The sequence below is a fragment of the Nocardioides candidus genome (assembly GCF_041321175.1).
In the GTDB taxonomy this organism is placed as follows: domain Bacteria; phylum Actinomycetota; class Actinomycetes; order Propionibacteriales; family Nocardioidaceae; genus Nocardioides.
This window is the reverse complement of sequence record NZ_JBGGWC010000004.1, coordinates 154,358-180,518: the sequence shown is the minus strand read 5'-3', so window position 1 is coordinate 180,518 and position 26,161 is coordinate 154,358. Positions and strand designations below refer to the sequence as shown.

The following is a 26,161-nucleotide window of genomic DNA, read 5'->3' as shown; positions in this document are numbered from 1 at the left end:
CCAGGGTCGATCGGTAAGGTCAGACGCTCGGGATGTCGTCGACGTCCCGGTCCTTCTCCCACAGCTTCGCGCACTGGTCGAGGTCGCCGGACTTGTAGCCGACCATGAACCAGCCCTGCCGCTCGGCGGCCGAGCCGTGCGTCCACGACTCCTCGTCCACGGATCCCTGCGTCTCCTGCTGGATGCGGTCGTCGCCGACGGACTGGGCGGCGGCCATCGCGGTGTCGATGTCGTCCTGCGTCAGGTCGAGGATGAGCACCTCGCCGGCCGCGTCCTCGGTGGTCGTCGCGTGGTTGGCCCACATGCCGGCATAGCAGTCGGCCTGGAGCTCGAGCCGGACGCTGTCGCTGTTGGGGCCCTCCTGCGTCTTCACCTTCTTCATGAAGCCCAGGAGCTTCTGGATGTGGTGGCCGTACTCATGGGCGAGCACGTAGGGCTCGACGAACGCTCCGCTGGGCCCGCCGAGCTGTCCCTGCAGGACGTCCTTGTAGAAGGAGGTGTCGAGGTAGATGGTCTCGTCGGTCGGGCAGTAGAACGGGCCGACGTCGGCGGTCGCGTCGCCGCAGCCGGTCTGGATGTCGCCCGTGAAGGTGACGACACCCTCCTCGTACTCGAACTTCCCGCCGAGCTGGTCGCCCCAGTAGTCGGCGAGCGAGTTCTCGACAGCCACGCGTGCGCAGTCGGCGGAGCTGTTGGCGTCGTCGCCGGTCTTGCAGTCGTCGTAGCGGCCGGTGTCGCCGCCGGCCGAGCTCAGCCGGGCCGGGTCGTAGACGTTGCTGCCGACCGACGAGCCGCCGCCGAGCAGGTCGACCCCGAGGATCCGCCCGACGACGAAGAGCACGATGAGCAGCACGATGCCGCCGATCCCCTTGCCGCCGAGGCTGCTGGGGATCGGGAGGCGCATGCCCCCACCGCCGCCCAGACCTCCGCCACCGCCGCTGCCCCTGCCGGCGTCGCGGATGCGAGATCGATCGAGCCGAGCCTTCGGATTGAATCGCACCCGAGCACCCTAGGCGATCGGCCCGTTTGGGCTCGTGTGTCCGCTCCGTGGGAGACTCGGTCATGTCATGATCACCGTTCACCAGCTCGAGGTCAGAGCCGGTGCCCGGCTCCTGATGGAGGACGTCACCTTCCGGGTCGCTGCAGGCGACAAGGTCGGTCTGGTCGGGCGCAACGGCGCCGGCAAGACCACCCTCACCAAGATCCTCGCCGGCGAGGCACTGCCCGCCGGTGGGTCGGTCACGACCAGCGGCGAGGTGGGCTACCTCCCTCAGGACCCGCGCTCCGGCGATCCCGACCAGCTCGCCCGCGACCGCATCCTGTCGGCGCGCGGCCTCGACGACGTCGTACGACGGTTGCGGGCCGCCGAGATCGAGATGGGCAGCGACGACGTCGCCGTGCGCGAGAGGGCGATGCGACGCTACGAGCGCGCCGACGCCGAGCTGCACGCCGGTGGCGGCTACGCGGCGGAGTCGGAGGCCGCGACGATCGCGCACAGCCTCGGGATCACCGACCGGCTGCTCGGCCAGGAGCTGAAGACCCTCTCAGGTGGCCAGCGGCGCCGCGTCGAGCTGGCGCGGATCCTCTTCTCCGACGCCCAGACCCTGCTGCTCGACGAGCCGACCAACCACCTCGACGCCGACTCGATCGTGTGGCTGCGCGACTTCCTCAAGGCCTTCTCGGGCGGGCTCGTGGTCATCAGCCACGACACCGACCTGCTCGAGGCGACCGTCAACCGCGTGCTGCACCTCGATGCCAACCGGGCCGCGATCGACACCTACAACATCGGCTGGAAGGCCTACCTCCAGCAGCGCGAGACCGACGAGAAGCGGCGCAAGCGCGAGCGGGCCAACGCCGAGGCGAAGGCCAAGACGCTCACCGACCAGGCCAACAAGATGCGCGCCAAGGCCACGAAGGCGCAGGCCGCCCAGTCGATGCTCAAGCGCGCCGAGCGGATGCTCGCGGGCGTGGAGGCGGAGCGGCAGGACGACAAGGTCGCGCGGATCGCCTTCCCGAAGCCGGCGCCGTGCGGCAAGACCCCGCTCACGGCGGGCGGTCTCTCGAAGTCCTACGGCTCGCTCGAGGTCTTCACCGACGTCGACCTCGCCATCGACAAGGGGTCGCGGGTCGTCGTACTCGGGCTCAACGGTGCCGGGAAGACGACCCTCCTCCGGATCCTCGGCGGAGTCGACCGGGCCGACACGGGCGAGGTCGTCCCGGGCCACGGGCTCAAGCTCGGCTACTACGCCCAGGAGCACGAGACCCTCGACGTCGGGCGCACCGTGCTGGAGAACATGCAGTCGGCCGCGCCGCAGCTCACCGACACCGAGGCGCGCTCCGTGCTGGGGTCGTTCCTCTTCTCCGGGGAGGACGTGCACAAGCCCGCCGGCGTGCTGTCGGGCGGCGAGAAGACCCGGCTGGCGCTCGCGAGCCTCGTGGTCTCGCAGGCCAACGTGCTGCTCCTCGACGAGCCCACCAACAACCTCGACCCCGCCTCCCGCGAGGAGGTGCTCGCCGCGATCCGCTCCTACGAGGGCGCCATCGTGCTGGTCACGCACGACGAGGGCGCCGTGCACGCGCTCGAGCCCGACCGGGTGCTGATCCTCCCCGACGGCGTCGAGGACCTCTGGAACGTGGAGTACGCCGACCTCGTCTCGCTCGCCTGACGCGTTTCCCCTGACCTACGGGTCGAAAAATCGCGAATTCCCGACCGGTAGGTCAGGGGAAACGACTCACTCGCTCGCGATCGCCTCGAGGACGTTCATCCGGGCCGCCCGGGTCGAGGGGAGTACGGCGGCGAGCACCCCCACCACGATGGCGATCACCAGGAACACGACCAGCTGGGAGATCGGCAGGGCGAGCGTGGTGAGGTCGTCCTTCACCGTCTCGCGGATGAGGATGCCGATCACCAGACCCAGGGCGAGTCCGAGCACGGCGCCGAGCACCGCGATCGTCACCGACTCGAGGGTGATCATCCGTCGCAGCTTGCGTCGGCTCATGCCGATCGCTCGGAGGAGCCCGATCTCGCGGGTGCGCTCGAAGACGCTGAGGCCGAGCGTGTTCACGATGCCGAACACCGCGATGATGATCGCGAAGGCCAGCAGGCCGTAGATGAAGTAGAGCAGCTGGTCGACCTGGCCGCGGATGGAGTCGCTGAACTCCTGCTTGTCGCTCACGCCGACGATCGGCAGCGACTTCACCGCGTCGTCGAGGGCGTCGTGGACGGTCGACGCATCGGCACCGGGGGCGAGCTTGATGCTGATCGAGGTGTCCTGGCGGGCGACCCCGGCGTCCTCCAACGCACTGAGAGGCAGCGAGATCGACGCGGTGATGTCGTTGGACCGCACGACGCCGACGACCTTCGCGTCGAGCGTGTGACCGCCCTGGAACTTCATGTCCAGGCTGTCGCCGACCCCGACGTGGTGGTCCGAGGCGTAGTCGTCGGAGACGATCACCTCGTCGCCGGTGACGTGCTGGGTGCCGTGCACGACGTCGAGGGTGTAGATGTCGTCGAAGTGCTCGTCGTTGCCGGCGACGATCTCGGCCTTCCCGTCGACGGTCGCCGCGGCGTACTGCTGCCGGCTGAGCACGCCGACGCCGTCGACGTCCTCGAGCTGGTCGCCGACGGTCGTGGCGAAGGGCTGGAAGTTCACGGCGTTGACCAGGAAGTCGGCCGTGAACTGCTCGTCGACGGAGTCGTCGATGGACTTGTTCAGCGACGACGCCAGCACGCCGATCGTCGAGACGAGCGCGAGGCCGATCATCAGGGCCGACGCGGTCGCGCCGGTGCGGCGGGCGTCGCGCAGCGCGTTCTCACCGGCGAGCCGGCCCGGGGTGCCGAACAACCGGGCGAAGGCGCTGCGGCAGGCGATCAGCACCGGCTTGCCGATGACGGGGGAGAGCACCGCGACGGTGAGGATCCAGATGACCGAGCCGATGCCGACCCAGAGGGCGTCCGATCCCGGCGCTCCGAGCAGACCGACCACCGCGAAGCCGGCACCGACGACCAACGCGACGGCCCCGATCGCCATCCGGCGCAGCAGGGAGCGGCGCTCCGGCGCGACGTCGGCGCGCAGCGCCGCCATCGGTGAGACCCGGCCCGCACGACGCGAGGGAAGGAACGCGGCCAGGACGGTCACCAGGATGCCGACGGTGTAGCCCGTGACCACCGTGCCGCCGGTGAAGGTGAGCACGCTGCTCGAGATGTCGAGACCCACGGCGCGGAAGACGCCTGCGAGCCCGCGGGCCAGCAGCAGGCCGAGGACGAGCCCGAGCGTGGACGCGACGATCGAGAGGACGAACGCCTCCAGCAGCACCGACCGGGTCACCTGGCCGCGAGACGCGCCGAGCGCCCGCAGCAGGGCGAGCTCGCGGGTGCGCTGGGCGACGAGGATCGTGAAGGTGTTGACGATGATGAAGGCGCCGACGATGACCGCGATCACGGCGAAGACCAGCAGGAAGATGTTGATGACGTTGAGGAACGTCCCGAACGAGTCCTGCGCCTCCTTGGCCACCTTGTCGCCGGTGACGGCCTCGAAGCCCTCGGGCGCGACCTTCTGGGCGGCCTCGGCGAGCTCCTCCTGCGACACGCCCGGCGCCGCGGTGAGGCTGATCTGGTTGAAGACGTCCTTGCCGTCCAGGAAGAGCTCCTGGGCGCCGTCGGTGGAGAAGATGAGCAGGGTCGCGCCCGCCGTACCGCCGCCGTTGAACTCCGCCGTGCCGACGAGGGTCGCGGTGCGTTGCAGCTGGCCGCGCGGCGCGAGCAGCTTGACGTCGTCGCCGACCTGGTAGTCGCCGTTCTCGACGGCCTGCTTGTCCATCACGACCTCGCCGGGTCGCTCCGGCCACCGCCCGCTGTCGAGCCTCAGCACGTCACCGCCGGCCATGTTGGGTGCGCCGGTGTGGTTGAAGGCGAGCGTCGGCGCGCCCGTGCCGCCCACGAGCGTGCCGTCCTTCGCGAGCAGGTTCATGCCCAGGCCCTGCACCTCGCCGTCGGCGCGGGCGACCTCCGGGAGGGCGGACAGCTGGTCGACGACGTCGGGAGTCAGGGTGGCGGTGGTCTGGGTGATCGGGGCGTCCGCGCTGATGTCGGAGAGCGCCTCGGGCCGCACGACACCGTCGGGCGTGGAGCCGTAGACGATGTTGTCGAAGGTGGAGGACAGGCCGTGGCTGAAGACGAGCACACCGGAGAGGAAGGCGACCCCGAGCACGATCGACAACCCGCTCATGACGAGGCGGAGCTTGCGCGCCAGGAGGTTGCGCAGGGTGAGCTTGAGCATGGTCAGGCGGTCTCCGCCGTCGGCTCGCCCGGGCCTGCGACGCGTGCCTGCAGCGCCGTCATGTGCTCCAGGATCTGCTCGCGGTCGGGGGAGTGGATCTCGTCGACGACCTTGCCGTCGGCGAGGAACAGCACCCGGTCGCAGTACGACGCCGCGACGGCGTCGTGGGTGACCATCACCACGGTCTGGCCGAACTCGTCGACGCTGCGCCGCAGGAACGCGAGGACCTCGGCGCCGGAGGTGCTGTCGAGGTTGCCGGTCGGCTCGTCGGCGAAGACGATCGACGGCTTGCTCACCAGCGCCCGCGCGCACGCGACCCGCTGCTGCTGACCACCCGACATCTCGCTCGGGCGGTGGCCGAGCCGGTCGCGCAGCCCGACGGCGTCGATGACGGTGTCGTACCACTCCTGGTCGGGCTTCTTCCCCGCCAGGTTGAGCGGCAGCAGGATGTTCTCCCGCGCGGTGAGGGTCGGGATCAGGTTGAACGCCTGGAAGACGAACCCGATCCGCTCGCGACGCAGGGTGGTCAGCGCCTTGTCGTGGAGGCCGGCGAGCGACGTGCCGTCGACCTCGATGGTGCCGGACGTCGGGACGTCGAGGGCCGCGAGGCAGTGCATCAGCGTCGACTTGCCGGACCCCGAGGGCCCCATGATCGCGGTGAACCTGCCCGCCTCGAGGTCGACGCTGACACCGTCGAGCGCGCGGACGGCGGACAGTCCGGCGCCGTAGACCTTGTGCAGCTCATGGGCGCGGGCGGCAGCCCGCGGCGGCGCCGCCATGGGGGAGTCGGTCGTCATGGCCCCCACCCTGCCGGATCGTTGGTGAGACCCGCATCGGGATATCCCCTGAGGCGTCCCTGATCGGACGGTGCCGCCTGCGACCGAGCCGCGCGACCCCCGCGGTCTCGAGGCCTCAGCGCGGCAGCAGCAGGGCGGAGTCGCCGAACTCGTGCCACAGGTAGCGCGCCTCCGTGGCCGCGGCGTACGCCTGCTGGGTGAGCTCGCGGCCCGCGACGGCCTCGACGAGCAGCAGGTGGGAGGCCTCGGGGTCGTGCCAGCCGGTGACGAGCCCGTCGACCACCCGCGGCGGGTCCGCCGGGGTGACGACGCGCGAGGTCCAGCCGCGGGCCGGTACGACACGGGTCACGCCGCCCGACTCCTCGACCGCCGATTCCAGGGCACGGGTGGCGGTGGTGCCGACAGCGACGACGCGGCCGCCGGCCGCCTTGACCGCGTTGACCACCGCCGCCGTGGCGGCGCTGACCTCGAAACGCTCGTCCTGCGGCGCCTCGCCGGCCTCCTGCGACGACACCCCGGTGTGCAGGGTGATCGGAGCGACCATCACGCCCCCAGCGACCAGCCGGGTGACCAGGTCGGCCGTGAAGGGACGCCCGGCCGAGGGCATCTCGGCGCTACCGGGCCGGTGGCCGAAGACGGTCTGGTAGTCGCTGAGCGGGTACCGGTCGGCGAGGTAGCCGTAGGAGATCGGCCGACCGTAGCGGCGCGCCACCGCGGCGAGGTCGCCGCCCTGCGCGGTGGCCCGCCAGAGGCGGTTGCCCGAACCGGTCGGCGACGACGCGTGCTCCGGGTACGGCGACGTGAGCTCCAACCTCGCGAGGCCGGCCGCGACCTCGAGCCGGTCACCGGGCCGCGCGTCGAGCACGGCACGGTCGGCGTCGGGCGCTCGTCGTACCTCCACCACCCAGGTGCCGTCGGGCAGCGGCGCCGCGAGGTGGACGACCACCGGACCGAGCCGGTCGGAGGTGGCGTCGAGCTGGCCGGCGACGGTGGCGGAGTCGTTGACGACCACCAGGTCGCCCGCGCGGAGGTGCTCGGTGAGATGGGTGAAGCGGGTGTGGGTGAGCCCGCGCGCGCCGTCGGCGACGAGCAGGCGGACCCGGTCGCGGGCGACGCCGCGACGCTCGGGCGGCGCGGGCGCGAAGCCGGACTTGGGTGCGGAGAACGACGTGGAGGGGCGTTCGTCGAGCAGCGGCATGTCAGGCTCCCGTCCGCTCGACGGCCCGAAGGGCCGGGAAGTCGGCCGCGCGGTAGCGCCCCGACGGCGGCCGGGAGGCGAGGAGCGCGAGGAGGTGTGGCACCACCGCCTCGGGCAGGGGCCGGTCGGAGATGTCCTCGTCCGGGAACCAGTCCTGGTGCATCTGCGTGCGCATGTCGCCGGGGTCGACGGCGTAGGCGGTGATGGCGTCGTTCTCGGCCGCGAAGGTGAGGGTCACGTGGTCGAGGCCCGCCTTGGACGCGCTGTAGAGACCCCAGCCCGCGTAGTGCTCGACGGCGGCGTCGGAGGAGATCGACAGCAGCACGCCGCGCGAGGCCGCGAGCCGCGGCAGCAGCAGCGCGGTGAGCACCAGCGGTGCGCCGACGTTGTGCCGCCAGACGTGCTGGAGATCCTCGGGCGTGGTGTCGGCGAGCAGCCGGTAACGGGACTCGCCCGAGACCGGGCCGAGCGTGCTGGCGTTGTGGACGAGAAGGTCGAGGCCACCGAGCTCGTCGACGGCCGCGGCCAGCGCGTCGCGGTGCGCGGCATCGGTCACGTCGCCCGCGATGGCGGTGATCCGGTCGGCGTGGGGGAGGCGGCGCAGCTCGGTCAGGCGACCGGCGTCGCGTGCGTCGGTGACGACGTGCCAGCCGAGCTCCGAGAGCGCGGCGACGAGCGCGCGACCGAGCCCGGCACTTCCGCCGGTGACGAGGGCGGTCCTGGTCGTGGATTCGTAGGTCATGCCCTCCATCCTGGAACTTAAAGTTAACTTGAGGTCAAGTCCCGTGCGTCGAGAATCGCAAAAACATCCTGGAGAACGATGCGCGCGGGCTCACGGGGGGCGACGATCGGTGGATGCGCTCCTGGGCAAGGTGGGCCGCCGCGCTCACCACCACCGTCCTCCTCGCCGGTGCGACCCTGACCGGACCCGCGCCGAGCCCCGCCCTGGCCGGGCCGTCGCCGGCAGGCTCGTCTGCGCTCGCCCAGCCGGCGATGAAGATCCGGGTGGCTTTCGTCGCCGCGCCGGGCGACGTGCCGCCCGCGATCATCGGGAGTCCGACGGCGATCAGCGGCGCTGCCTACAAGGTGTACGACGACGCGGACACCCTCGTGCTGACCGGCACCGTGCAGAACGCCTCCCTCGCGGCCTCGGCCGACCGGGACGCCCACGAGGTGTGGTCGCACTACTACTCGGCGGCACTCAACCAGCTGACGCCCGGGCGCTACCAGGTGCGGGTCAACGGCGTCAGGTCGGCGTACTTCGACGTCACGACGACAGCGTGGGCCGACGTCCTCCAGACACTGCTGCCGGTCTTCCGCGCGAACGCCGACGGCACGGAGCCGGCCACGCCGTACCACGCGCCGAGCCACCTCAACGACGCCACGTCGAAGATCGCCAACGGCCCGCACGCGGGCACGGCGATCGACGTGCGCGGCGGGTGGATGGACGCGGGCGACCAGCTGAAGTTCACCCAGACCATCGCCTACGCCACCTCCATGTTCGAGCTCGCCGGGCGCAACGAGGCGGCGACCCGGTCCACGCTCTACGCCCGCGCCGCGATCGGCATCCGCTTCCTCCTCAAGGCCCACCCGTCCCCGGACGTGTTCGTGACCCAGGTCGGCAACGCGACGATCGACCACGACTACGGGTTCCGCGACCCGGCGACCGACGACGCGTCGGCGAACCAGGGCATCGCCCACCGCAAGACCTACGTCATCAACGGCGCCACGACCGGCGGGTCCGACGTCGCCGCGATGGCGGCCGCGGCCCTCGCGCTCGAGGCCGAGCACCGCAGCGGGACCTACCGCACGCAGCTCGTCACCGCGGCCGAGGAGTGGCTGGCCAAGGCGGAGTCGCTGAAGAAGGCGTGGGTCAACTGCTGCTACCAGCAGGACACCTGGCGCGACGACGTCGCGTTCGCCCACGCCGTGCTGTGGCGGGTGACCGGACAGACCAGCCACGCGCAGGCGGCGGTCGCGGCGCTCAACACCGTCACCAACAGCGGGGCCGACAGCTGGCGCATCACTGCCGACGGCTACGACGTAGCCGTGCTGCCGGCGGCCGAGCTGTGCGGATCACTCGGCGCGCCGGCCGCCCCGGCGGCGTACAAGAACCCGGCGTGCGCCGTGCTCGCCTCCGGCGGCGACAACATGGAGTGGGAGGTGGCGCACCGCACCGCCTTCGGCCGCGCCGGTCAGCCGCTCTGGGGCGCCGTGCGCAACGACCTCGCCGACGCGGTCACGCTGCAGCTCGCCGACCGCGCCGGACCGCACGACTACAGCCCGAGCATGCGACGGGCGACGGGCTGGTTCCTCGGCGTCAACCCGTGGGGCGTGCGGCTCCAGGTGGTCGGCAGGTCGGGCACCGGGACGGTGACGAACGGGGTGACCGGCCCCTACCACTGGACGACCGGGATCGGAGCGCCTCGCATCGCGGGCGCCGTGCCGGGAGGGCCTGACACCCAGGCCGACATCGACAGCCAGCGCGGCTACTGCTGCCCGCCGGTCGTGCTCACCAACCTCGACACGCCCGAGCAGGTCTACCACCGCGACGACCACCAGGACTACGTGATGAACGAGATCGGGCTGGCCTACAACGCGCCCGCCCTGCTGCTCTTCGCGCTGCTCTCGCCGGCCTGACCGCGCCGCACCGCGCGGACCATCGGGACGGGCGGGCGGATCTGGCAGGGTTGCCCCATGGCGGGATCGTTCGTGGGAGCCATCGACCAGGGCACGACCAGCACGCGCTTCATGGTGTTCGACCATGACGGCGCGGAGGTGGCGCGCCACCAGCTCGAGCACGAGCAGGTGCTGCCGCGCGCGGGCTGGGTCGAGCACAACCCCGTCGAGATCTGGGAGCGCACGTCAGCGGTCGTGAAGACGGCGCTGGGCAAGGCGGGACTGGATGCGGAGGACCTGGCCGCCGTCGGCATCACCAACCAGCGGGAGACCACCCTCGTGTGGGACCGGCGGACCGGGCGGCCGCTCCACAACGCGATCGTGTGGCAGGACACGCGCACCGACGCGATCGCCGCCGCCCTCGACCGGGACGGGCGCGGCGACCTGATCCGCCACCGCGCGGGACTGCCCCCGGCGACGTACTTCTCGGGCGGGAAGCTGCAGTGGATCCTCGACAACGTCGCGGGCGTGCGCGAGGCGGCCGAGCGGGGGGACGCGCTGTTCGGCACCCCCGACACCTGGGTGCTGTGGAACCTCACCGGCGGCCCCGACGGCGGCGTGCACGTCACCGACGTCACCAACGCCAGCCGCACCATGCTCATGGACCTCGAGACCCTGCAGTGGGACGACGAGCTGCTCGGGATCTTCGGCGTGCCGCGCGCGATGCTGCCGGAGATCAGGGAGTCCTCCGCATCGGCCGCGAAGGGTCCGTTCGGTACCACCCTTCGCAGCGGCCCGTTCGGTGGCGAGGTCCCGATCACCGGCATCCTCGGCGACCAGCAGGCGGCGACGGTGGGGCAGGTCTGCTTCGAGCCCGGCGAGGCCAAGAACACCTACGGCACGGGCAACTTCATGCTGCTCAACACCGGCACCGAGATCGTGCGCTCGCGGGCCGGCCTCCTGACGACGCCCGCCTACCGGTTCGGCGACGAGCCCTGCGTCTACGCGCTGGAGGGCTCGATCGCGGTGACCGGCTCGGCGGTGCAGTGGCTGCGCGACCAGCTCGGGATCATCAGTGGCGCGGCGGAGTCGGAGTCGCTGGCACGCCAGGTCGACGACAACGGCGGCGTCTACTTCGTCCCCGCGTTCTCCGGCCTGTTCGCGCCGTACTGGCGCTCCGACGCCCGCGGCGCGATCGTCGGGCTCTCGCGCTTCAACACCAACGCGCACCTGGCCCGGGCGACCCTCGAGGCGATCTGCTACCAGTCGCGCGACGTCGTCGAGGCGATGTGCAAGGACTCCGGGGTCGAGCTCGAGGTGCTCAAGGTCGATGGGGGAGTGACCTCCAACAGCCTGTGCATGCAGATCCAGGCCGACGTGCTCGGCGTCCCGGTGAGCCGGCCGGTGGTCCCCGAGACGACGGCGCTGGGCGCGGCCTACGCCGCGGGACTCTCGGTCGGCTTCTGGTCCAGCACCGACGAGCTGCGGCGCAACTGGCAGGAGGACACCCGCTGGGAGCCCACCTGGGACGAGGAGCGCCGCAGCGAGGGCTACGCACGCTGGCAGAAGGCCGTGCAACGCACGCTCGACTGGGTCGATGTGGACTGACTCGTGCTATAACGTGCTATAGCAAGGATATTTGCGCTATACGCGCTCGAACGTGCACCGGACCCTGAGATGCCAGGAAGGGCGGCCATGGCGGCGCGACAGGAGAACCCGTACCGACCGGGCTTCAACCAGCCGCCGGTCGTGTTCGCGGGCCGGAGGGACGTCCTCGACGGCGCCCGTGAGGCCCTCGAGATCGCGGCGTACGACGGCCGCACCCCTCGTCCGCTGATCCTGCTCGGGCCGCGCGGGGTCGGCAAGACGGTCACCCTGGGCGAGGTCTCGGAGCTGGCCGCGACCGAGCACTCCTGGCCGACCGTCCACGTCGAGGTGAACCTGCGTGGCGAGTTCCTCCCCGACCTGGTGACCGGGCTGGTCGCGGCGGGGCGGGTGCTGGACGGGGCGGACCCCCAGCAGCGGCGCCGGCGGATCGGCGTGACGGGCGGGCGGATCGAGGCGCACGCCTTCGGGGTCGGCGGCGAGCTGCAGTTCGAGGCGCCGGCGGGCGACGGCACTGCGCCCGACCTGCGCGGTGCGCTGTCGCGGACCCTCCAGGTGGCGACAGACCGCTCGGCCGGCCTCGTGCTCACCCTCGACGAGGTGCAGAACGCCGACCCAGGAGAGCTGTCGATCCTCTTCGCCGTGATCCAGGAGCACGTCCCGGACGGGTGGCCCCTGGTCATCGCCCTCGCGGCGCTGCCCGCGCTGCGCGAGTCTCGCGGCAGGCGGCGGCTGCCCACCTACCTCGAGCGCGCGGAGTGGCACGCGCTCGACACGCTCCCGCCCGACGAGTCCCGCGAGGCGCTGGCGGGTCCGGCGAAGCAGGCCGGCCGCCCGATGACCCCCGAGGCGGCCGACCTGCTGCTCGAGCAGTCGGGCGGCTACCCCTACGCCATCCAGGTCGCCGGCCACTTCGCGTGGCGGGCGTCGCACGGCAGCAGGGCCATCGGGCTGGAGCACGCGCGCGCCGCCGTACCCCGGATCGAGGCGGACCTCGCGCACCTGTTCCGGTCGCGCTGGGACGACGCCAGCCAGAAGGAGCAGGACTACCTGCGGGCCATGGCCGCGGTGGCCGGGCGGGGCGAGCTGCCCACGGGTGGGCTGGTCGCGGCCGAGCTGGCCGTGCCGGTGACCAGCGTGTCCTACCTGCGGGCGCGGCTCTTCCGCAAGGGCACCATCTACCGGGAGGCCGGCGGCGGCCTCCACTTCATCACCCCCGGCATGGGCGCGTGGATCCGCGCGCTCGACAGCGACTGAACACGGCCCCCAGGAGGCTTCGATGACGCCGGCAGCACTCTCGCCCCGCGCCCGCACCGCGGCGCTGAAACGGCTCGAGGCCCAGCAGCTCGACGTCCTCGTGATCGGCGGCGGCGTGGTCGGGTCGGGTTGTGCGCTCGACGCGGCGACCCGTGGTCTGAAGGTCGGGCTGGTCGAGGCGCGCGACTTCGCCTCGGGCACGTCGAGCCGCAGCTCGAAGCTGATCCACGGCGGCCTGCGCTACCTGGAGATGCTCGACTTCCGCCTCGTCGCCGAGGCGTTGAAGGAGCGCGGGCTGCTGATGCAGCGGCTCGCCCCGCACCTGGTCCGCCCGGTGCCGTTCCTCTACCCGCTGACCGGCCGTGGCTGGGAGCGGTGGTACGCCGGCTCGGGCGTCGCGCTCTACGACACGCTGTCCAAGGCCAGCGGCTACGGCCGCAGCACGCCGGTGCACCAGCACCTCACCCGCCACGGCGCGCGCAAGGCGTTCCCGTCGCTGCGCAAGGACGCGCTGGTGGGCGCCATCAAGTACTACGACGCCCAGGTCGACGACGCCCGCCACACGATGTTCCTGGCGCGTACGGCGGCCACCTACGGCGCCGCGGTCGCCAGCCGGACGCGCGTGCTCGGCCTGCTCAAGGAGAGCGAGCGGGTGGTGGGTGCGGAGGTGATCGACCTCGAGACCGGCCGCCGGTTCGAGATCCGGGCCGCGCAGGTCATCAACGCCACGGGGGTGTGGACCGACGAGACCCAGGCGATGGCGCGCGAGCGCGGCCAGTTCCACGTGCGGGCCAGCAAGGGCATCCACCTCGTCGTGCCGCGCGACCGGATCCGCGGCGAGACCGGCCTGATCCTGCGCACGGAGACGTCGGTGCTCTTCGTGATCCCCTGGAAGCGGCACTGGATCATCGGGACCACCGACACCGACTGGGAGCTGTCGAAGGACCACCCGGCGGCCAGCTCGAAGGACATCGACTACCTGCTCGAGCACGTCAACCGGGTGCTCGAGGTGCCGCTGTCACGCGACGACGTCGAGGGCGTGTACGCCGGACTGAGGCCCCTCCTTCGCGGGGAGGACGAGGCGACGTCGAAGCTGTCCCGCGAGCACGCGGTGGCGCACGCGGTGGCCGGCCTCGTGGTCGTCGCGGGCGGCAAGTACACGACCTACCGGGTGATGGCCGCCGACGCCGTCGACGAAGCCGTGCGCGGCCTGGAGAACGCCGAGGGCAGGACCGTCGGGCCCTGCGTCACCGAGGACGTGCCGCTCGTGGGCGCCGACGGGTTCCAGGCCCTCTGGAACCAGCGACGCACCCTCGCCGCGCAGTCGGGCCTCGCGATCAACCGCGTCGAGCACCTGCTCGAGCGCTACGGATCGCTCGTGCTCGAGGTGCTCGACCTGATCGCCGCCGAGCCCGACCTCGGGCTGCCGCTGCCAGGAGCCGAGGACTACCTCCAGGCGGAAGCGGTCTACGCCGTCACCCACGAGGGCGCCCGGCACCTCGACGACGTCCTCACCCGGCGGATGCGGATCTCGATCGAGACGTTCGACCGCGGCGTGGCTGCGGCGCCGTACGTCGCCGACCTGGCGCGCGGCCACCTCGGCTGGGACAGCGAGCAGCGCGAGCGCGAGGTCGAGCACTACGTGAAGCGGGTCGAGGCCGAGCGGGAGAGCCAGCGCCAGCCCGACGACCTCACGGCCGACGCTGCGCGCAAGGGCGCGCTCGACGTGGTGCCGGTCTCCCACACCGCCGAGTCGGTGGACTAGGGCAGCTGGAGGTCGCCCGGCAGCGCGGTGGTGGCGCCGAGCACCACCGCGACGGCGTCGGCGTCGCGGACCCGGGTCGAGGTGCGGCCGGGCGAGCCCGCGTCGTAGAAGCGTGCCGGGCCGCCGGTGCAGGCCGCCGGCACGACGAGCTGGTACGACGCCGTGCTGAGCCCGCCGAGGGAGAAGCTGCCGTCCGCGCCCGTCAGGGTGGTGCGGACCGCGAGCGTGCCGTCGGGCGCGCGCGCCTGGAGCCGGCAGCCGACGACGGGTGCGCCGGCGCCGTCGAGGACACGACCGGTGACGGTGCCGCCGGGGTCGAGGACCGCGCGGATCCCGGTGACGATGTCGCCGTCGACGGTGACCGGGCTCGCGGCGGCCAGGCCCGCGCCGTCGGTCTTGTTGCGCCACCACTCGGCTGCGAAGGCGGAGGAGGCCGTCTGGCGGTGGAAGCCGACGCGGTAGTCGCCCTGCGGCAGGTCACGGAACCGGTAGAAGCCCTCGGCGTCGGTGAGGCGGCTCGCCGCCACCCGTCCGCTGCGCGTGTAGAGGTCGACCCGGACCTGCTGGGAGGTGCCGGTCACCTGACCTCGGATCTCCCCGGCGCGATCGGTGGCGATGTCGACGCCGCCGGTGGTCTGGCCGGCGACGACGTCGACCGGCTCACCACCCTGGGGCGTCGGGCTGTCGCCGTTGCACGTCTCGGGGAAGGCCGGCACGAACTCGGGGTCCTCGTGGTGCACGCAGATCACGTAGCGGCCGGTCGGCAGCTGTCCGATCCGGTACTCCCAGTTGCTGCCGACCCCGGTCGGGTACGCGTCCCCGCTGGAGACCGCCTCCCACTGGCCGTCGCGCTCCGTCCACGCCACCGGCACCGGGTAGCCCTGGGCGCCGAGGTACATGTCCGGGAGGGTGCCCGCGACGAAGCCCGCGGGCCCCGGGGCCAGGTCCACGCCGGTCCGCGCCTGACCGGCGGCGAGCACGACGTCGGTCGCGTCGTCGGGACCGCTGCCCTGCTGCCAGCAGGTCGGCACCACGTCGTCGCCGCTGACGCAGACACGGTAGGTGTCGGCGTCCAGCCCCGAGATCCGGTAGCGGTCGTCCCCGTCGACCGCGGCGTAGGCGACCGCCTCCCAGCGGTCGTGGCGGTACCAGTAGGCGTTGACGTAGAGCGAGGAGGTCGAGCCCGACGGCCGGGTCACCGCACCCGAGATGCTGGCGCGCCGGGCGACCCGGAAGGCGATGGAGGGGGCGGCGCCCGGCCTGACCACCAGGTCGGTGGCGCCCGCGATCGCAGCGGCGTCGCGCCAGCACCCGGCGACGTACTCCCGCGCCACGTCGCTGAGGCAGAAGCGGTAGGTCCCGGGGTCGAGGTCGGTGATGGTGAAGGCGCCGGCGAGATCGGTGTGCGCGCCCTGGCGGTACTCCCAGGTGCCGTCGGGCGCGCGGCGGTACGGCGTCACGTAGGCGGGGACCACCACGCCGGCCGGTCCCGTGACCGTGCCGTGCACGGAGGACTCTGCAGGCAGCCGCGGCGTGATCGTCGTCGTGCCGCCGTCGGTGATCGTCACGTCGACCCCGTTGCGGATGTCGAACGCCCCCTGCCAGCAGCCGATCCCCGACGACTCGGCCCACTCGTAGGTGTTGTCGTAGGCCGTCTTGAAACAGGCCCGGTAGGTGCCGGCCGGGATGCCGGAGACCTCGAACACGCCGGGAGGCAGGGTGGAGCCGAAGCCGCCGAACGTGCGGGTGACAGCGAGGCCCCAGGTGTCGGCACCCGTCGACTGGTAGAGGTCGACGCGGAAGTACGACAACGGGCTGCCGTCCGAACCCTTCAAGGTGCCCTTCAGCGTGCCGCCGGCGGCGTGGGCCGGGGCTGCCACGAGGAGGGACAGGACCAGCGCGAGGACGAGCAGGACCCCGCGGAGCAGTGCGGGACGGGGGCGGGGGATCGTCGGCACTCTTCTCACGCTCTTCCTGTTCGACACGTCCGCGGCAGGAGCAGTGCCAGCAGCAGAGCGAAGCCCGAGCACGACGCCCGGCCGGCCCGGAGGCCGCGGGGCATGTAGGTGACCCTAACCCGTAACCTCGACCCATGGACCTGGATCTGCGCGATCGCGTCTACATCGTCACGGGCGGCACCCGCGGCCTGGGCCGTGCCACCGCGGAGGCGCTCGTCGCCGACGGCGCGCGGGTCGTCGTCTCCGGCCGCTCGCAGGAGCAGGTCGACGCCGCCGTCGCCGCGCTGTCGGTGGTCGACAGCGACCGGGTGGTCGGGGTGGCCGCCGACAACGCGTCGGCTGACACGCCGGCCCGGCTGATCGGCGCCGCTCAGGAGCGCTGGGGTCGCGTCGACGGCGCACTCGTCAGCGTCGGCGGTCCGCCGCCGGGGCGGCTGAGCACGATCACCGACGACCAGTGGTCGGCCGCCTTCGATGCCGTGTTCCTCGGCACCGTGCGGCTGGCGCGCGAGATCGGAGCGGTCCTCGAGGAGGACGGCGCGCTCGCCCTCGTCCTCTCGACCAGCGCGCGCGAGCCGGTCGACGGTCTCACCGTCTCCAACGGTCTGCGACCCGGACTCGCGATGGTCGCCAAGGACCTCGCCGACGAGCTCGGCCCGCGCGGGATCCGGGTCAACGGACTGCTCCCCGGCCGGGTCGGCACCGAGCGGGTGAGCGAGCTCGACGACGCCACGGGTGACGCCGAGGCCGCCCGCGAGCGCGCGATCGCGAAGATCCCGCTGGGCCGCTACGGCGCGCCCGCGGAGTTCGGGCGGGTCGCGGCCTTCCTGCTCTCGCCCGCGGCGTCCTTCGTCACCGGCACGATGGTGCCGGTCGACGGTGGGATGTCCCGCTCGCTCTGAGGCCCGCGTCCGGGCGCTCAGGCCACCGGAGCGTCGTCCGGCGCCGGCGCGGGCCGGTGCCGCTCGCCGCGCGGGCCGTGCTTGCGCTCGTCGTAGGCGAGGTAGCTGAAGCCGCCGAGGGCCAGCACGCCGAAGAACCACCACTGCAGACCGTAGAAGAAGTGCGGGCCCTCGCCGAGGTCGGGCGCCTCCGGCGGTTCGAGCGTGTCCGCCGGGGCGGGGTCCTCCGACAACAGCTCGACGAACCCGCCGTACACGGTCTTGTCGATCGCCTTGCCGACCGCCGTGCTGGAGATCGCCCGCATGCCGCCGTCGGAGACGTTCGTGCTGTCACCCTCGCCGTCGGCGCGCACCCAGGCGGTGATCGTCACCTCGCCCTCGGGGGGCGCCGGAGCGTCCTGGGCCGGGTCGAAGCGCGGGTCGTCGGTCTTGACCCACCCACGGTCCACGACGAGGACGGTGCCGTCGCCCGTGACGAGGGGTACGACGACGTCGGCCCCGGGTTCGCCGTCGCGGGTGCGGTAGCGGACGAGCAGGGAGTCGGCGACGTCGTAGGTGCCCGTGGCCTCGACGACGGTGTACTCCTCGGTCTTCGCGACCGGATCGCCCGGCGCGAGCACGTCGGCGACCGGCACCGGGTCCTGGTGCTCGTTGGCCTCGATGATCGCGTTGCTCTCGCGCCGGTCGTGCAGCCGGCCGAACTGCCACTCACCGAGCCACCAGGTCCCGTAGGCGAGCACGATGACCGTCAGGAAGAACAGGATCCAGCGGCGGCTGAACAGGAATCGCCATGAACTCAGCCACCCACGCACAGGCACCACGGTAGGACCTGGCCGGGTGTGTCCCCGACCCGGCCTATCCTGGTGGGATGGAGCCCCTCGTCGACCGCTACGGACGGGTCGCGACCGACCTGCGCGTCTCGCTGACCGATCGCTGCAACCTGCGCTGCTCCTACTGCATGCCCGCGGAGGGTCTGGACTGGCTGCCCGGCGAGGAGCAGCTGAGCGACGAGGAGGTCGTCCGGCTCATCGCCGTCGGCATCGAGCGGCTCGGCGTGCGCGAGGTCCGGTTCACCGGCGGGGAGCCGCTGGTGCGCCGCGGTCTCATCGACATCGTGCGCCGGACACGGGCGCTGGACCCCGAGGTCGAGCTGTCGATCACGACCAACGGGATCGGGCTGGCCCGGACCGCGGGTGCGCTGGCCGAGGCCGGCCTCGACCGCGTCAACGTCAGCCTGGACACCGTGCGCGCCGACACCTTCCTCGAGATCACCCGCCGCGACCGGTTCGACGACGTGGTCGCCGGGCTTGCCGCTGCCGAGGCAGCCGGACTGGGGCCGGTGAAGGTCAACGCCGTGCTGCTGAGGGGCGTCAACGACGACCAGGCGCCCGAGCTGCTCCGGTGGTGCGTCGACCGCGGCTACCAGCTGCGCTTCATCGAGCAGATGCCGCTCGACGCCCAGCACGGCTGGTCCCGCGAGGGCATGGTGACCGCCGACGAGATCTTCGCCCACCTGGCGGAGGAGTTCGTGCTCACCCCGGCGGCCGAGCCGCGCGGGAGCGCGCCGGCCGAGCTGTTCCTCGTCGACGGCGGTCCGGCGACGGTCGGGGTGATCGCCTCGGTGACCCGGCCTTTCTGCGGCGACTGCGACCGCGTGCGGCTCACCGCCGACGGTCAGGTGCGCAACTGCCTCTTCGCGCGCGAGGAGTCCGACCTGCGCAAGGCCATGCGGGCCGGGGCCTCCGACGACGACCTCGCCCGACGCTGGCTGGTCGCGATGGCGGGCAAGGCCGCGGGCCACGGCATCGATGACCCGACCTTCCTCCAGCCCGACCGGCCGATGTCTGCCATCGGCGGCTGACACCTTTCGCGCGGGTCGGGAGCGCCACCTCGCCCGCTCGGCCGTCGTGCTCCTCGCGGGCGTCTAGGAGTCCTGCCACCGCAGCTCGCTCGCGAAGGAGATGGAGTCGACGACCCGGAGTCGTCGTGGATCGTGAGTCGAGACGCCTGCGCCGGCAGTTGCGAATCTGACTCCGCCCCATCGGCACCGATACGGCAGGTGGGCTGACACCGTCCGGCCGTCCGCGCTGATCCTCACCGGCGTCCTTCGGCAGCGCGTGGTCGTCTTGTCGCGGCGCAGGACCTCCCACGACGCGAATCCCCGCCGCAGGACGATGGTGACCGTGCGCCGGTCGGCCCGCTTGTGGAGTGACAGCAGCTCGACGGTCGCGCCCCATCGCCCTCGGAATCCCTGAGCCATGGCACCTTCCACGACGACGGAGACCACTGCGGAACGGCGACCGGTCTGTCTCACGGACACGCGTCGCAGGTCCGATGCTCGCCGCTGGCGAGCCGTCGCCCCATCCTCGTAGAGGACACCCACCGGAGCCCGGGCGACGGTGGCCCTTGCCGTCGATCGCACGACCGTCGCCTTCTCCGCGGCGCCTGCTGACGACACGTCATAGCCGAGGAAGAGGCCGAGCAGGAGAGCGACGCACGCTGACTTCCACACGAGTCGGAACCCTACGCATCGCACCGACCCTGCGAGGCAAGTCCGCAAAGCGGCCTCCTGCTCGCTCCTCGACAGGAGCGCGTACCCAACCGCAGCAGCCGGCCTCCTCGCGGTCGCCGTGCTCCTGCATCAGGTGAACCGGATCGGCTCAGCGCGCGCACCGAGCGGCAGCAGACCGAATCGTCGACTTGGCCTTCCGCCGTATGCCGATCGCCGAATCCGCAACTGGGCCTCCCCTCCGGACCGACGGCACGGAGAAAACAGGTCGTCCGATTGCGCCCGATCGTCGGCATACGCGCGGACGCCGAGCGGCAGTTGCGTGCGGTCAGGATGGCTTGTGAGCAAGCCAGATGGCGCCCTTGGCTGGGTCGTCTGGACCGAGTGTCGTCGTGGCGTCCACGACGAGGCCAGCCGTTCGCAGCGCGGCTGCATACGCAAGTGCGCTCCGCCTCGTGAAGAGCACACGCATGGGCAAGCCGCCATAGCCCTCGGTCTTGACGTACGAGCCCTCACCGACGTGGCCCCCGAGCATGAGCGAACCTCCGGGAGCCGTGACCCGCGCGAGCTCGCTGACGACCTGCGCGAGATCGTGATCGGGGACGTGGTGCAGGACATACCAGCAGAACACTCCCGCGAAGGTGCCGGTCGCGAAGGGAAGGCTCGTGAGGGAAGCGACGGCCAGATGGAGGCGAGCGTCGACCATTCGCGCCAACTGCAACATGCGCGGGGACACGTCGATTGCCGTGACAGGGAGGCCACTCTCGACCAGTTCGCGGCTCAACACTCCTGGACCGCATCCGGCGTCGAGAACAGGCGCTTGGGCCGATGCGCGTACCTGCGATGTGAACAGGTCGAGGATCGCGCGCTCGAGAGGGAGTTCTTTAAAACCGTCGCGGACGAGTTCCGCGTAGGGGATGGCGACGCGGTCGTACGACTTGCTGGCGTCGTTGACCCACGAACGGTCTGGCACGCGAGCGAACATAGCTGTCGCGCCCCGACCAATCGGCATGAGCGCGCACGACGAGCGGCAGGTGCGTGCGACCGCTTAGCTGCGATCCTCGGGCTCCGACCAGTCAGCGAACCGGCTCGTGATCCGTCCCTCCCTGTCGTAGGTGACCCACTGACCGCCAGCGAAAGGCGGGCCAGGCGGTTCCTTGGACAAGGAGGCCGTGATGGACGGCTCCAGTCGGTACTGGGGGTAGACGGCGAAGCTCTCCCGGCTCTGCATCTCCAGCAGAGTCGCCTTGACGTCGGCGAGGGCAGAGTCGAAGTCGCCCCACATGACGCCCGCCATGTCGTCCCACTGGTCAGGGGTCATCACCATCACCACCCGACGGTTCGTGCCGTCCTGTCCGCTCAGCGCCACCTCGATGTGGCCTGGAGCGATCTCGACGGCAGAGGTCCAATCGTCCAAGGCCTCGATCAGGCGATTCCAGTCATCCCTGCTCATCCCTCGATCATGGACGACCACTGGTCTCCCGCGCGCTCTTTCGATCAGCACCGCCCACGCCGAGCGGCAGTAGCGTGCGACACCGCGCACGCCGAGCGGCAGTAGCGGACGGAGCGTTCGGCGCGAGAAGTGCGTGCGAGCGCGACTACGGTTGGTGCGTGATTCCCGACCAGGATTTCTTCCAGGAGCTATCAGCCGCCTTGGCGCCTGTCGGTCCGCACACACTGCTCGGAGCGGTGAGCATGGCCGCCGAGTCCGACTCTTCGTCAGCGGATCTTCTCGTACAGCGCGAGGGCTCGGGTCTTCCACTCGCCCTCTGGTTCGGCCCTGATCTTCCCGATTCACCAGATGCCGAGGGCTTCGCCCCCGAAGCCTTCGTGGCAGAGGCTTCAGACGGATCGATTGTCGCGTTTCTCGAGGAGCAGCGAGAAGACGCTGACGGCGAGGTCTACGAAATCGTACGCATCGTGGTCGGCTATCGCCCGGATGGGCTAGTGGTGACCGTCAATCGGTACGCGGACCCCAACATGCAGCCTGCTGAGGCGTCATGGTCATTCGAAGCGCTGCGCGCTGTTGTCTTGGATCCGCGCGTGCCCCGCCCGCCAGCATGAGCCAGGGAGCCTCAAACGCGTGGACGCGCGCGTCCGATCCCGAGCCAGATACCGAGCGCAACGTGAAATGCACGCTATTCGGCAGGATCGCGCGCGCAGAGCGGCAATAGCGGGCGCACTCGCCTACGTGAGGCCCAGCCATTCGTCCGTGACGCAGCCTTCCTCGTAGTGCCAGCGACCATCGGCCTCGCCTTGGTCCAGGCGTGCTTTCGCAGAGGCGATCGGAGCGTCGGGTCCGATGTCCAGCGCCACCATGTTGACGGGCGAGGCGATGCCCTCGCCCGTGACCCCGAGGTCGGCAAAGGCATCCAGGACAGACTGACGATCACCGCGCAGGGGCCCGTCCGGGCGCGGGATTACTCGAACGACAACGCGCCCGCCCCGTTCCAGAACGCGGACGAACCGCAGGATGCCGGTCCGGTCGGGCGTGGCTTCAACGAGGTCATCGGCGGCTACACCCCGGACGAACCACGGCGTGTTGTCGATGCGGAACGTGTTCGGTTCGACCGTCGCCGCCCACAGACCCTCGGACTCGGCTGGCGGCCAGCCCGAATCATCCTGATCGAGGTCGAACCGGATCTTGACCAAATCACTCATCGGCACATCCTCGCGGGTTGTGTCTGACCCGTCAGCAGACTGCCCGCTCCTCGGCATGAGCGCGCACGCACGGCGGCAGAGCGTGCGACACCTACCAGGGCTCGTCGTGGCGGTAGTACACGATCGCACTGGGTAACTCCGACCGGACCCGCTCGACGAGAAGCCGCCCTTCGGCCTCGAACGCAGCCTCTTCATCACGGGAAACGGCTCGGCTGTCGTGGGGGTCAGCCAGGTTCACCTTGCTGTCACCCCATTGCTGCCACGCACCGAGCCGCCCCACCAGTGACGACGAGAGACCAAGAGTCTCCGGTCGCGTGTTGTGATGAATGTCGTCCTCGTGCCGCTTAACCCATAGCGGCCAGCACCCGTAGTCGTGCATGACGCGAACCCGCATCTCCATCCGGCCAAGGTAGTCGCTTGTCTGACTGCTCAATGCCCGCTACTCGGCTAGTAGCGCGCGCATCGAAGGCGTGGTGCTCGGGTGTCATTTCCAAGTTGTGAGCTCGCCGAAGCGGACTCCGCAGGCGACATACAGGCCCCTGGTGGCGTCGACCTCGAGGGCTTGACCGTTCAAGGTGATTCGGATGTGGTGGTAGCGGGGTGCGTTGGCGATCGCTTGCTCACTGTCCGCGCACGCCACTGTTGTTTCGACGACGAGGGTGACCGTGTCGCCGGGGTCGACCGGACCTGGTGACCTGGAGGGGAAGTAGCTGCCTCTGGTCGCTGTGATCGGATCATGTCCGGCCTCCGTGACGACCACCAGAGACGGGTAGCCCTCAAGGAGGCATGTGCGATCGCTGACGTTGGCGAGGTCGACAAGGTTCGCGATGTGACTGCTGGCTCCATCGGTGTTGTGCCGCACAGTCGCGGATAGTTGGGTCGCATGACATGGGGGTGCGGATTGGCTTTGTGCGTAGTTTGGATCGTCGGGGCTGGTGCCGATCGCGCTCATGTCGATGTGCGGACATGAGACGTTGAGCGGGTCGTCGGTGTCGATCTGGACGACGAGGGGCGCGCCGGTGCCGAGATCGAGCCGGATGCGGCTATAGGTCGCTGCTCCCCGATATGGGCTGCAGACACCGGGTCCGGGAAGGTTCAGCTCGAACCCCGCTGGCTTGTCTGGGGGAAGGACTCGGACGGGTTCGATTCCCCATAGGGCTGATTCCACGATCTTGGTGGGGATGTGGTGCGCCCCATCGGAATCGACGCCACTGAGCTCGTGGGGTGCCCGTGAAGGTAGGGCGCAAGCCGAGCCGCTGGTGTTCACCAGGCCTATCCAGACGATTCGGCTTCCTGCTTGGACTCCTACGGTGCCCTTCCATGTCGCCTTGAGTTGTTCGGTCGTGCAGGTCTTGGCGGCCTGCGGGTCGGAGGGCGTGGTCGTCGGTGATGCGGATTGGCTCGAGGAGGTGTTGCTACTCGGAGGGGCCGGGACGCTGGGAGGGTCATCGAGGGCGAATCGGGAGACGCCTGCTGCGAGGACTGCGACTGCCGCAGCAGCCGCGAGGACGGTGTACACGGAGCGACGGCCGCGGCGCCGCCGTACCTCCCGCGTCACGAGGGCGAGCGTCGTTTCGTCCGCATGGAGGGCGCCGTCGGCTCGCCGCAGTGCAGCTACCCATCGCTCGTCTTCGCGGTTCATGAATCTCTCGTCTCGGCGTAGGCGCGGGCGTGTTCGCGCATCCGGGCCAGCCCGCGCGACAGGTGGGACCGGGCGGTCCCGGGCGAACACCCAAGGTGTTCGGCGATCTGCTGGTGGTCCAGGTCGGCGAGCACTCGCAGCACCACGGCCGCACGCTGCTGCGGGGTCAGCTCGGCGAGCCCAGCGACGAGCCACGGCTCGAGCTCCTCATGAACTTCGATCCGGATCGGACGGTCGGGCACGTGGGTCATGAGCCACTCACGTCGTGTGCGTCGACCGCGATCTACGTTGAGACGGACGAGAGTCGTCCGCGCGTAGCCGCCTGGATTCTGGCCGTCCAGCCGAGTCCACCGGACGCCCACTCGCACTAATGATTCCTGCACGAGATCCCAGGCGTCGTGGGGGTTGCCGGCGAGGGCGTACGCAAGCCCGAGGAGACGTGGCGTCTCGGTTGCCACAAAGTCCTCAAAGCCAACGGGCATGTTCCCTCCTGACCTTCCGAACCCTCAACGCCGAATGCCCGCAAAACGTTGAGTCATCATCCACGCCCGCGGAGCGCGAGTGTCCGACAACGAACGATTAGGTTGAGACGGTGCGGATTTCGGCAGTGAGACGGTCAACTCTCGCGCGCGCTGCGCTACCCCTCCTGTTGATCCTGCTGGGTGGTTGCGCGCACGAAGCGTCCTCGACGCCACGCTCTTCCGCTCCAACCCGTCTGGGCCAGAGTCCGCCACACAGCACCCTGGAACAGGGCGATGCGCGGCCGCCGGAATGGCAGGTCGTGCAGACCTGGTCGAGGACCGACCCGGATGCCTCCTTCGGATTGGCTGACAGCAAGTACGTTGCAGCCTTCACTTCGACCACCTCGGGAGGGCGGGTAGCTCTGACCTCCCGCGAAGGCCACGGCATCCTCGACCTCGCGGCCCCCGCCCACGGGTACGTTCAGGACGTTTGGCTCGGTACGTACGCGGTGATGGAGTTCATCGATGTTCAAGCGCGCGTGGTGACGCTTCGGGCTTATGGCTTGTCGGGTGAGACGGCATGGCCGGTCGATCTCTCCTCGGTGAACCGTTCGTCGCCCGGGCCGTCGGTGGCGTACTCCGAAGATCGCATCGCTTGGACGAAAGGATCGCCCGATGACGGCATGTGCGTGATGCTGACCGATTTAGAGAGTGGCGTCGATCGCGAGGTCGACTGCGCGCCAAAGAAAACAATCCTTGACGACATTGCGCTGGACGATCAGCGCGTCATGTTCACCCGCCTCACCCGCCCAGGATCGCCGACACATCGATGCAAGCGCGTTTCTGTCGTCGACCTAGACGGGCGTCACGACCGGCCCGTCGAACGAGCCATCGCTCGACAGTCCGACTGTCTGGCATGGGACGCGGTACCGATCGGTGGCGGCGTCGCCTGGGACACCGCAGACCCGAACGCGCTCGACGTTGCTCGCGGAGAGGGGTACTACGTCCGCAACGGGGTGGTGACGGAACTCGGAAACGTCGACACCGATTCCCTCGTCGCTTGCGGAGAGATGCTGTTTTGGACCAACCCGGTGCGCGAAGCGACCACACCCTTCGGATGGCAGCCAGGGTCGCAACAATCCAACAAGGTCTTGGAACTTCGCCACAGCCGTGACGAAAGTGCCACGGCCCTTCACTGCGCGAGCAATCGTTACCTCAGCACGCGCGCCGAGGAACTGTCGGGAACCGACGAACACCTGCGGTTGCTGGTCCTTGACACGATGGAGTTGAAGAACGGATCGGGTTAGGCACGGTCGCAGCTAAGCGGCGTGCTCAAACGATGACGCACTTCTGGTCTGACCTGGCGAGTGCAATCGACGCGACCGTGTGTGGCCGGCGACTCCAGTCAAACTCGAACACCCAGTTCCCGATGGGTCCAGCGCGCGCAACCAGTAGACCCGACTCGGGGCGGAAATCGGGGTACGCGGCTGCGACCTTGCCAACTACGT

At 70.5% G+C, this 26,161-nt stretch carries 22 protein-coding genes; 9 read left to right on the top strand and 13 right to left on the bottom strand.

The genetic code is table 11. The annotated features are described in order from the left end of the window. Positions 1–19: 19 nt before the first annotated feature. Positions 20–1,000 carry a KPN_02809 family neutral zinc metallopeptidase gene (ypfJ, locus tag ACAX67_RS18025; protein WP_370705265.1) on the bottom strand — a complete coding sequence of 327 codons (981 nt, stop codon included), beginning with the start codon at positions 998–1,000 and terminating at the stop codon, positions 20–22. Positions 1,001–1,067: 67 nt separating this feature from the next. On the opposite strand from ypfJ, the gene ACAX67_RS18020 reads away from it, so the two are divergent. Further along, a complete protein-coding gene (locus ACAX67_RS18020) occupies positions 1,068–2,666 on the top strand; it encodes an ABC-F family ATP-binding cassette domain-containing protein (RefSeq protein WP_370705264.1) in 1,599 nt (532 codons plus the stop codon). A 66-nt stretch (positions 2,667–2,732) separates the two neighbouring features. Here ACAX67_RS18020 and ACAX67_RS18015 read toward each other — a convergent pair whose 3' ends face one another. The 4 genes from ACAX67_RS18015 to ACAX67_RS18000 form a co-directional block, all read right to left on the bottom strand. Beyond that, complete coding sequence (locus ACAX67_RS18015; protein WP_370705263.1) at positions 2,733–5,279, bottom strand: ABC transporter permease; 2,547 nt, start codon at positions 5,277–5,279, stop codon at positions 2,733–2,735. A gap of 2 nt (positions 5,280–5,281) precedes the next feature. Then, positions 5,282–6,076, bottom strand: coding sequence for an ABC transporter ATP-binding protein (locus tag ACAX67_RS18010; protein WP_370705262.1), 795 nt, complete (start codon positions 6,074–6,076; stop codon positions 5,282–5,284). A 115-nt stretch (positions 6,077–6,191) separates the two neighbouring features. Next, the gene (locus ACAX67_RS18005; RefSeq protein ID WP_370705261.1) at positions 6,192–7,274 is read right to left on the bottom strand and encodes an S-adenosylmethionine:tRNA ribosyltransferase-isomerase; all 1,083 of its coding nucleotides are present in this window, start codon (positions 7,272–7,274) and stop codon (positions 6,192–6,194) included. A 1-nt stretch (position 7,275) separates the two neighbouring features. Continuing rightward, the gene (locus tag ACAX67_RS18000; protein ID WP_370705260.1) at positions 7,276–8,016 is read right to left on the bottom strand and encodes an SDR family NAD(P)-dependent oxidoreductase; all 741 of its coding nucleotides are present in this window, start codon (positions 8,014–8,016) and stop codon (positions 7,276–7,278) included. A gap of 113 nt (positions 8,017–8,129) precedes the next feature. On the opposite strand from ACAX67_RS18000, the gene ACAX67_RS17995 reads away from it, so the two are divergent. The 4 genes from ACAX67_RS17995 (at position 8,130) to ACAX67_RS17980 (ending at position 14,520) form a co-directional block, all read left to right on the top strand. Beyond that, entirely contained in the window at positions 8,130–9,914 is a 1,785-nt protein-coding gene (locus tag ACAX67_RS17995) for a glycoside hydrolase family 9 protein (RefSeq protein WP_370705259.1), read from the top strand. 57 nt (positions 9,915–9,971) lie between these two features. Then, positions 9,972–11,501, top strand: a complete 1,530-nt coding sequence (glpK, locus tag ACAX67_RS17990; RefSeq protein ID WP_370705258.1) for a glycerol kinase GlpK — start codon at positions 9,972–9,974, stop codon at positions 11,499–11,501. 87 nt (positions 11,502–11,588) lie between these two features. Continuing rightward, a complete protein-coding gene (locus ACAX67_RS17985; protein ID WP_370705257.1) occupies positions 11,589–12,755 on the top strand; it encodes an ATP-binding protein in 1,167 nt (388 codons plus the stop codon). 22 nt (positions 12,756–12,777) lie between these two features. After that, complete coding sequence (locus ACAX67_RS17980; protein WP_370705256.1) at positions 12,778–14,520, top strand: glycerol-3-phosphate dehydrogenase/oxidase; 1,743 nt, start codon at positions 12,778–12,780, stop codon at positions 14,518–14,520. Here the strand turns inward: ACAX67_RS17980 and ACAX67_RS17975 are convergent. Beyond that, positions 14,517–16,478 carry a carboxypeptidase regulatory-like domain-containing protein gene (locus tag ACAX67_RS17975; RefSeq protein ID WP_370705255.1) on the bottom strand — a complete coding sequence of 654 codons (1,962 nt, stop codon included), beginning with the start codon at positions 16,476–16,478 and terminating at the stop codon, positions 14,517–14,519. The genes ACAX67_RS17980 and ACAX67_RS17975 overlap by 4 nt on opposite strands. Before the next feature lie 134 nt (positions 16,479–16,612). On the opposite strand from ACAX67_RS17975, the gene ACAX67_RS17970 reads away from it, so the two are divergent. Beyond that, entirely contained in the window at positions 16,613–17,380 is a 768-nt protein-coding gene (locus tag ACAX67_RS17970; protein WP_370705254.1) for an SDR family oxidoreductase, read from the top strand. A gap of 17 nt (positions 17,381–17,397) precedes the next feature. Here ACAX67_RS17970 and ACAX67_RS17965 read toward each other — a convergent pair whose 3' ends face one another. After that, complete coding sequence (locus ACAX67_RS17965) at positions 17,398–18,192, bottom strand: SURF1 family cytochrome oxidase biogenesis protein (RefSeq protein WP_370705253.1); 795 nt, start codon at positions 18,190–18,192, stop codon at positions 17,398–17,400. Between the two features lie 56 nt (positions 18,193–18,248). Between ACAX67_RS17965 and moaA the strand changes: the two genes are divergently transcribed. Then, entirely contained in the window at positions 18,249–19,241 is a 993-nt protein-coding gene (gene moaA / locus ACAX67_RS17960) for a GTP 3',8-cyclase MoaA (protein WP_370705252.1), read from the top strand. 976 nt (positions 19,242–20,217) lie between these two features. Here the strand turns inward: moaA and ACAX67_RS17955 are convergent. After that, positions 20,218–20,862, bottom strand: coding sequence for a class I SAM-dependent methyltransferase (locus tag ACAX67_RS17955; protein ID WP_370705251.1), 645 nt, complete (start codon positions 20,860–20,862; stop codon positions 20,218–20,220). 75 nt (positions 20,863–20,937) lie between these two features. Continuing rightward, positions 20,938–21,342, bottom strand: a complete 405-nt coding sequence (locus tag ACAX67_RS17950) for a hypothetical protein (RefSeq protein WP_370705250.1) — start codon at positions 21,340–21,342, stop codon at positions 20,938–20,940. 158 nt (positions 21,343–21,500) lie between these two features. Between ACAX67_RS17950 and ACAX67_RS17945 the strand changes: the two genes are divergently transcribed. Further along, complete coding sequence (locus ACAX67_RS17945; protein ID WP_370705249.1) at positions 21,501–21,953, top strand: hypothetical protein; 453 nt, start codon at positions 21,501–21,503, stop codon at positions 21,951–21,953. Between the two features lie 123 nt (positions 21,954–22,076). Here ACAX67_RS17945 and ACAX67_RS17940 read toward each other — a convergent pair whose 3' ends face one another. The 4 genes from ACAX67_RS17940 to ACAX67_RS17925 form a co-directional block, all read right to left on the bottom strand. Beyond that, positions 22,077–22,550 (bottom strand): DUF4265 domain-containing protein, encoded by a 474-nt coding sequence (locus ACAX67_RS17940; RefSeq protein ID WP_370705248.1) that lies wholly within the window; start codon positions 22,548–22,550, stop codon positions 22,077–22,079. A 91-nt stretch (positions 22,551–22,641) separates the two neighbouring features. Further along, complete coding sequence (locus tag ACAX67_RS17935) at positions 22,642–22,950, bottom strand: immunity protein CdiI family protein (protein ID WP_370705247.1); 309 nt, start codon at positions 22,948–22,950, stop codon at positions 22,642–22,644. A gap of 84 nt (positions 22,951–23,034) precedes the next feature. Continuing rightward, the gene (locus tag ACAX67_RS17930; protein WP_370705246.1) at positions 23,035–24,192 is read right to left on the bottom strand and encodes a DUF4232 domain-containing protein; all 1,158 of its coding nucleotides are present in this window, start codon (positions 24,190–24,192) and stop codon (positions 23,035–23,037) included. Further along, positions 24,189–24,674 (bottom strand): SigE family RNA polymerase sigma factor, encoded by a 486-nt coding sequence (locus ACAX67_RS17925; protein ID WP_370705245.1) that lies wholly within the window; start codon positions 24,672–24,674, stop codon positions 24,189–24,191. Before ACAX67_RS17925 ends, ACAX67_RS17930 begins: the two co-directional genes overlap by 4 nt. A 167-nt stretch (positions 24,675–24,841) precedes the next feature. Here ACAX67_RS17925 and ACAX67_RS17920 point away from each other — a divergent pair, with 167 nt between their 5' ends. Further along, positions 24,842–25,960 (top strand): hypothetical protein, encoded by a 1,119-nt coding sequence (locus tag ACAX67_RS17920; protein ID WP_370705244.1) that lies wholly within the window; start codon positions 24,842–24,844, stop codon positions 25,958–25,960. Positions 25,961–26,161 lie beyond the last annotated feature (201 nt).

Coding starts and splice junctions, on each gene's coding strand:
- ACAX67_RS18020 (WP_370705264.1), top strand. CDS start 1,068: ATGATCACCGTTCACCAGCTCGAGGTCAGAGCCGGTGCCCGGCTCCTG.
- ACAX67_RS18015 (WP_370705263.1), bottom strand. CDS start 5,279: ATGCTCAAGCTCACCCTGCGCAACCTCCTGGCGCGCAAGCTCCGCCTC.
- ACAX67_RS18010 (WP_370705262.1), bottom strand. CDS start 6,076: ATGACGACCGACTCCCCCATGGCGGCGCCGCCGCGGGCTGCCGCCCGC.
- ACAX67_RS18005 (WP_370705261.1), bottom strand. CDS start 7,274: ATGCCGCTGCTCGACGAACGCCCCTCCACGTCGTTCTCCGCACCCAAG.
- ACAX67_RS18000 (WP_370705260.1), bottom strand. CDS start 8,016: ATGACCTACGAATCCACGACCAGGACCGCCCTCGTCACCGGCGGAAGT.
- ACAX67_RS17995 (WP_370705259.1), top strand. CDS start 8,130: ATGCGCTCCTGGGCAAGGTGGGCCGCCGCGCTCACCACCACCGTCCTC.
- glpK (WP_370705258.1), top strand. CDS start 9,972: ATGGCGGGATCGTTCGTGGGAGCCATCGACCAGGGCACGACCAGCACG.
- ACAX67_RS17985 (WP_370705257.1), top strand. CDS start 11,589: ATGGCGGCGCGACAGGAGAACCCGTACCGACCGGGCTTCAACCAGCCG.
- ACAX67_RS17980 (WP_370705256.1), top strand. CDS start 12,778: ATGACGCCGGCAGCACTCTCGCCCCGCGCCCGCACCGCGGCGCTGAAA.
- ACAX67_RS17970 (WP_370705254.1), top strand. CDS start 16,613: ATGGACCTGGATCTGCGCGATCGCGTCTACATCGTCACGGGCGGCACC.
- moaA (WP_370705252.1), top strand. CDS start 18,249: ATGGAGCCCCTCGTCGACCGCTACGGACGGGTCGCGACCGACCTGCGC.
- ACAX67_RS17950 (WP_370705250.1), bottom strand. CDS start 21,342: ATGAGCAGGGATGACTGGAATCGCCTGATCGAGGCCTTGGACGATTGG.
- ACAX67_RS17940 (WP_370705248.1), bottom strand. CDS start 22,550: ATGAGTGATTTGGTCAAGATCCGGTTCGACCTCGATCAGGATGATTCG.
- ACAX67_RS17935 (WP_370705247.1), bottom strand. CDS start 22,950: ATGGAGATGCGGGTTCGCGTCATGCACGACTACGGGTGCTGGCCGCTA.
- ACAX67_RS17930 (WP_370705246.1), bottom strand. CDS start 24,192: ATGAACCGCGAAGACGAGCGATGGGTAGCTGCACTGCGGCGAGCCGAC.
- ACAX67_RS17925 (WP_370705245.1), bottom strand. CDS start 24,674: ATGCCCGTTGGCTTTGAGGACTTTGTGGCAACCGAGACGCCACGTCTC.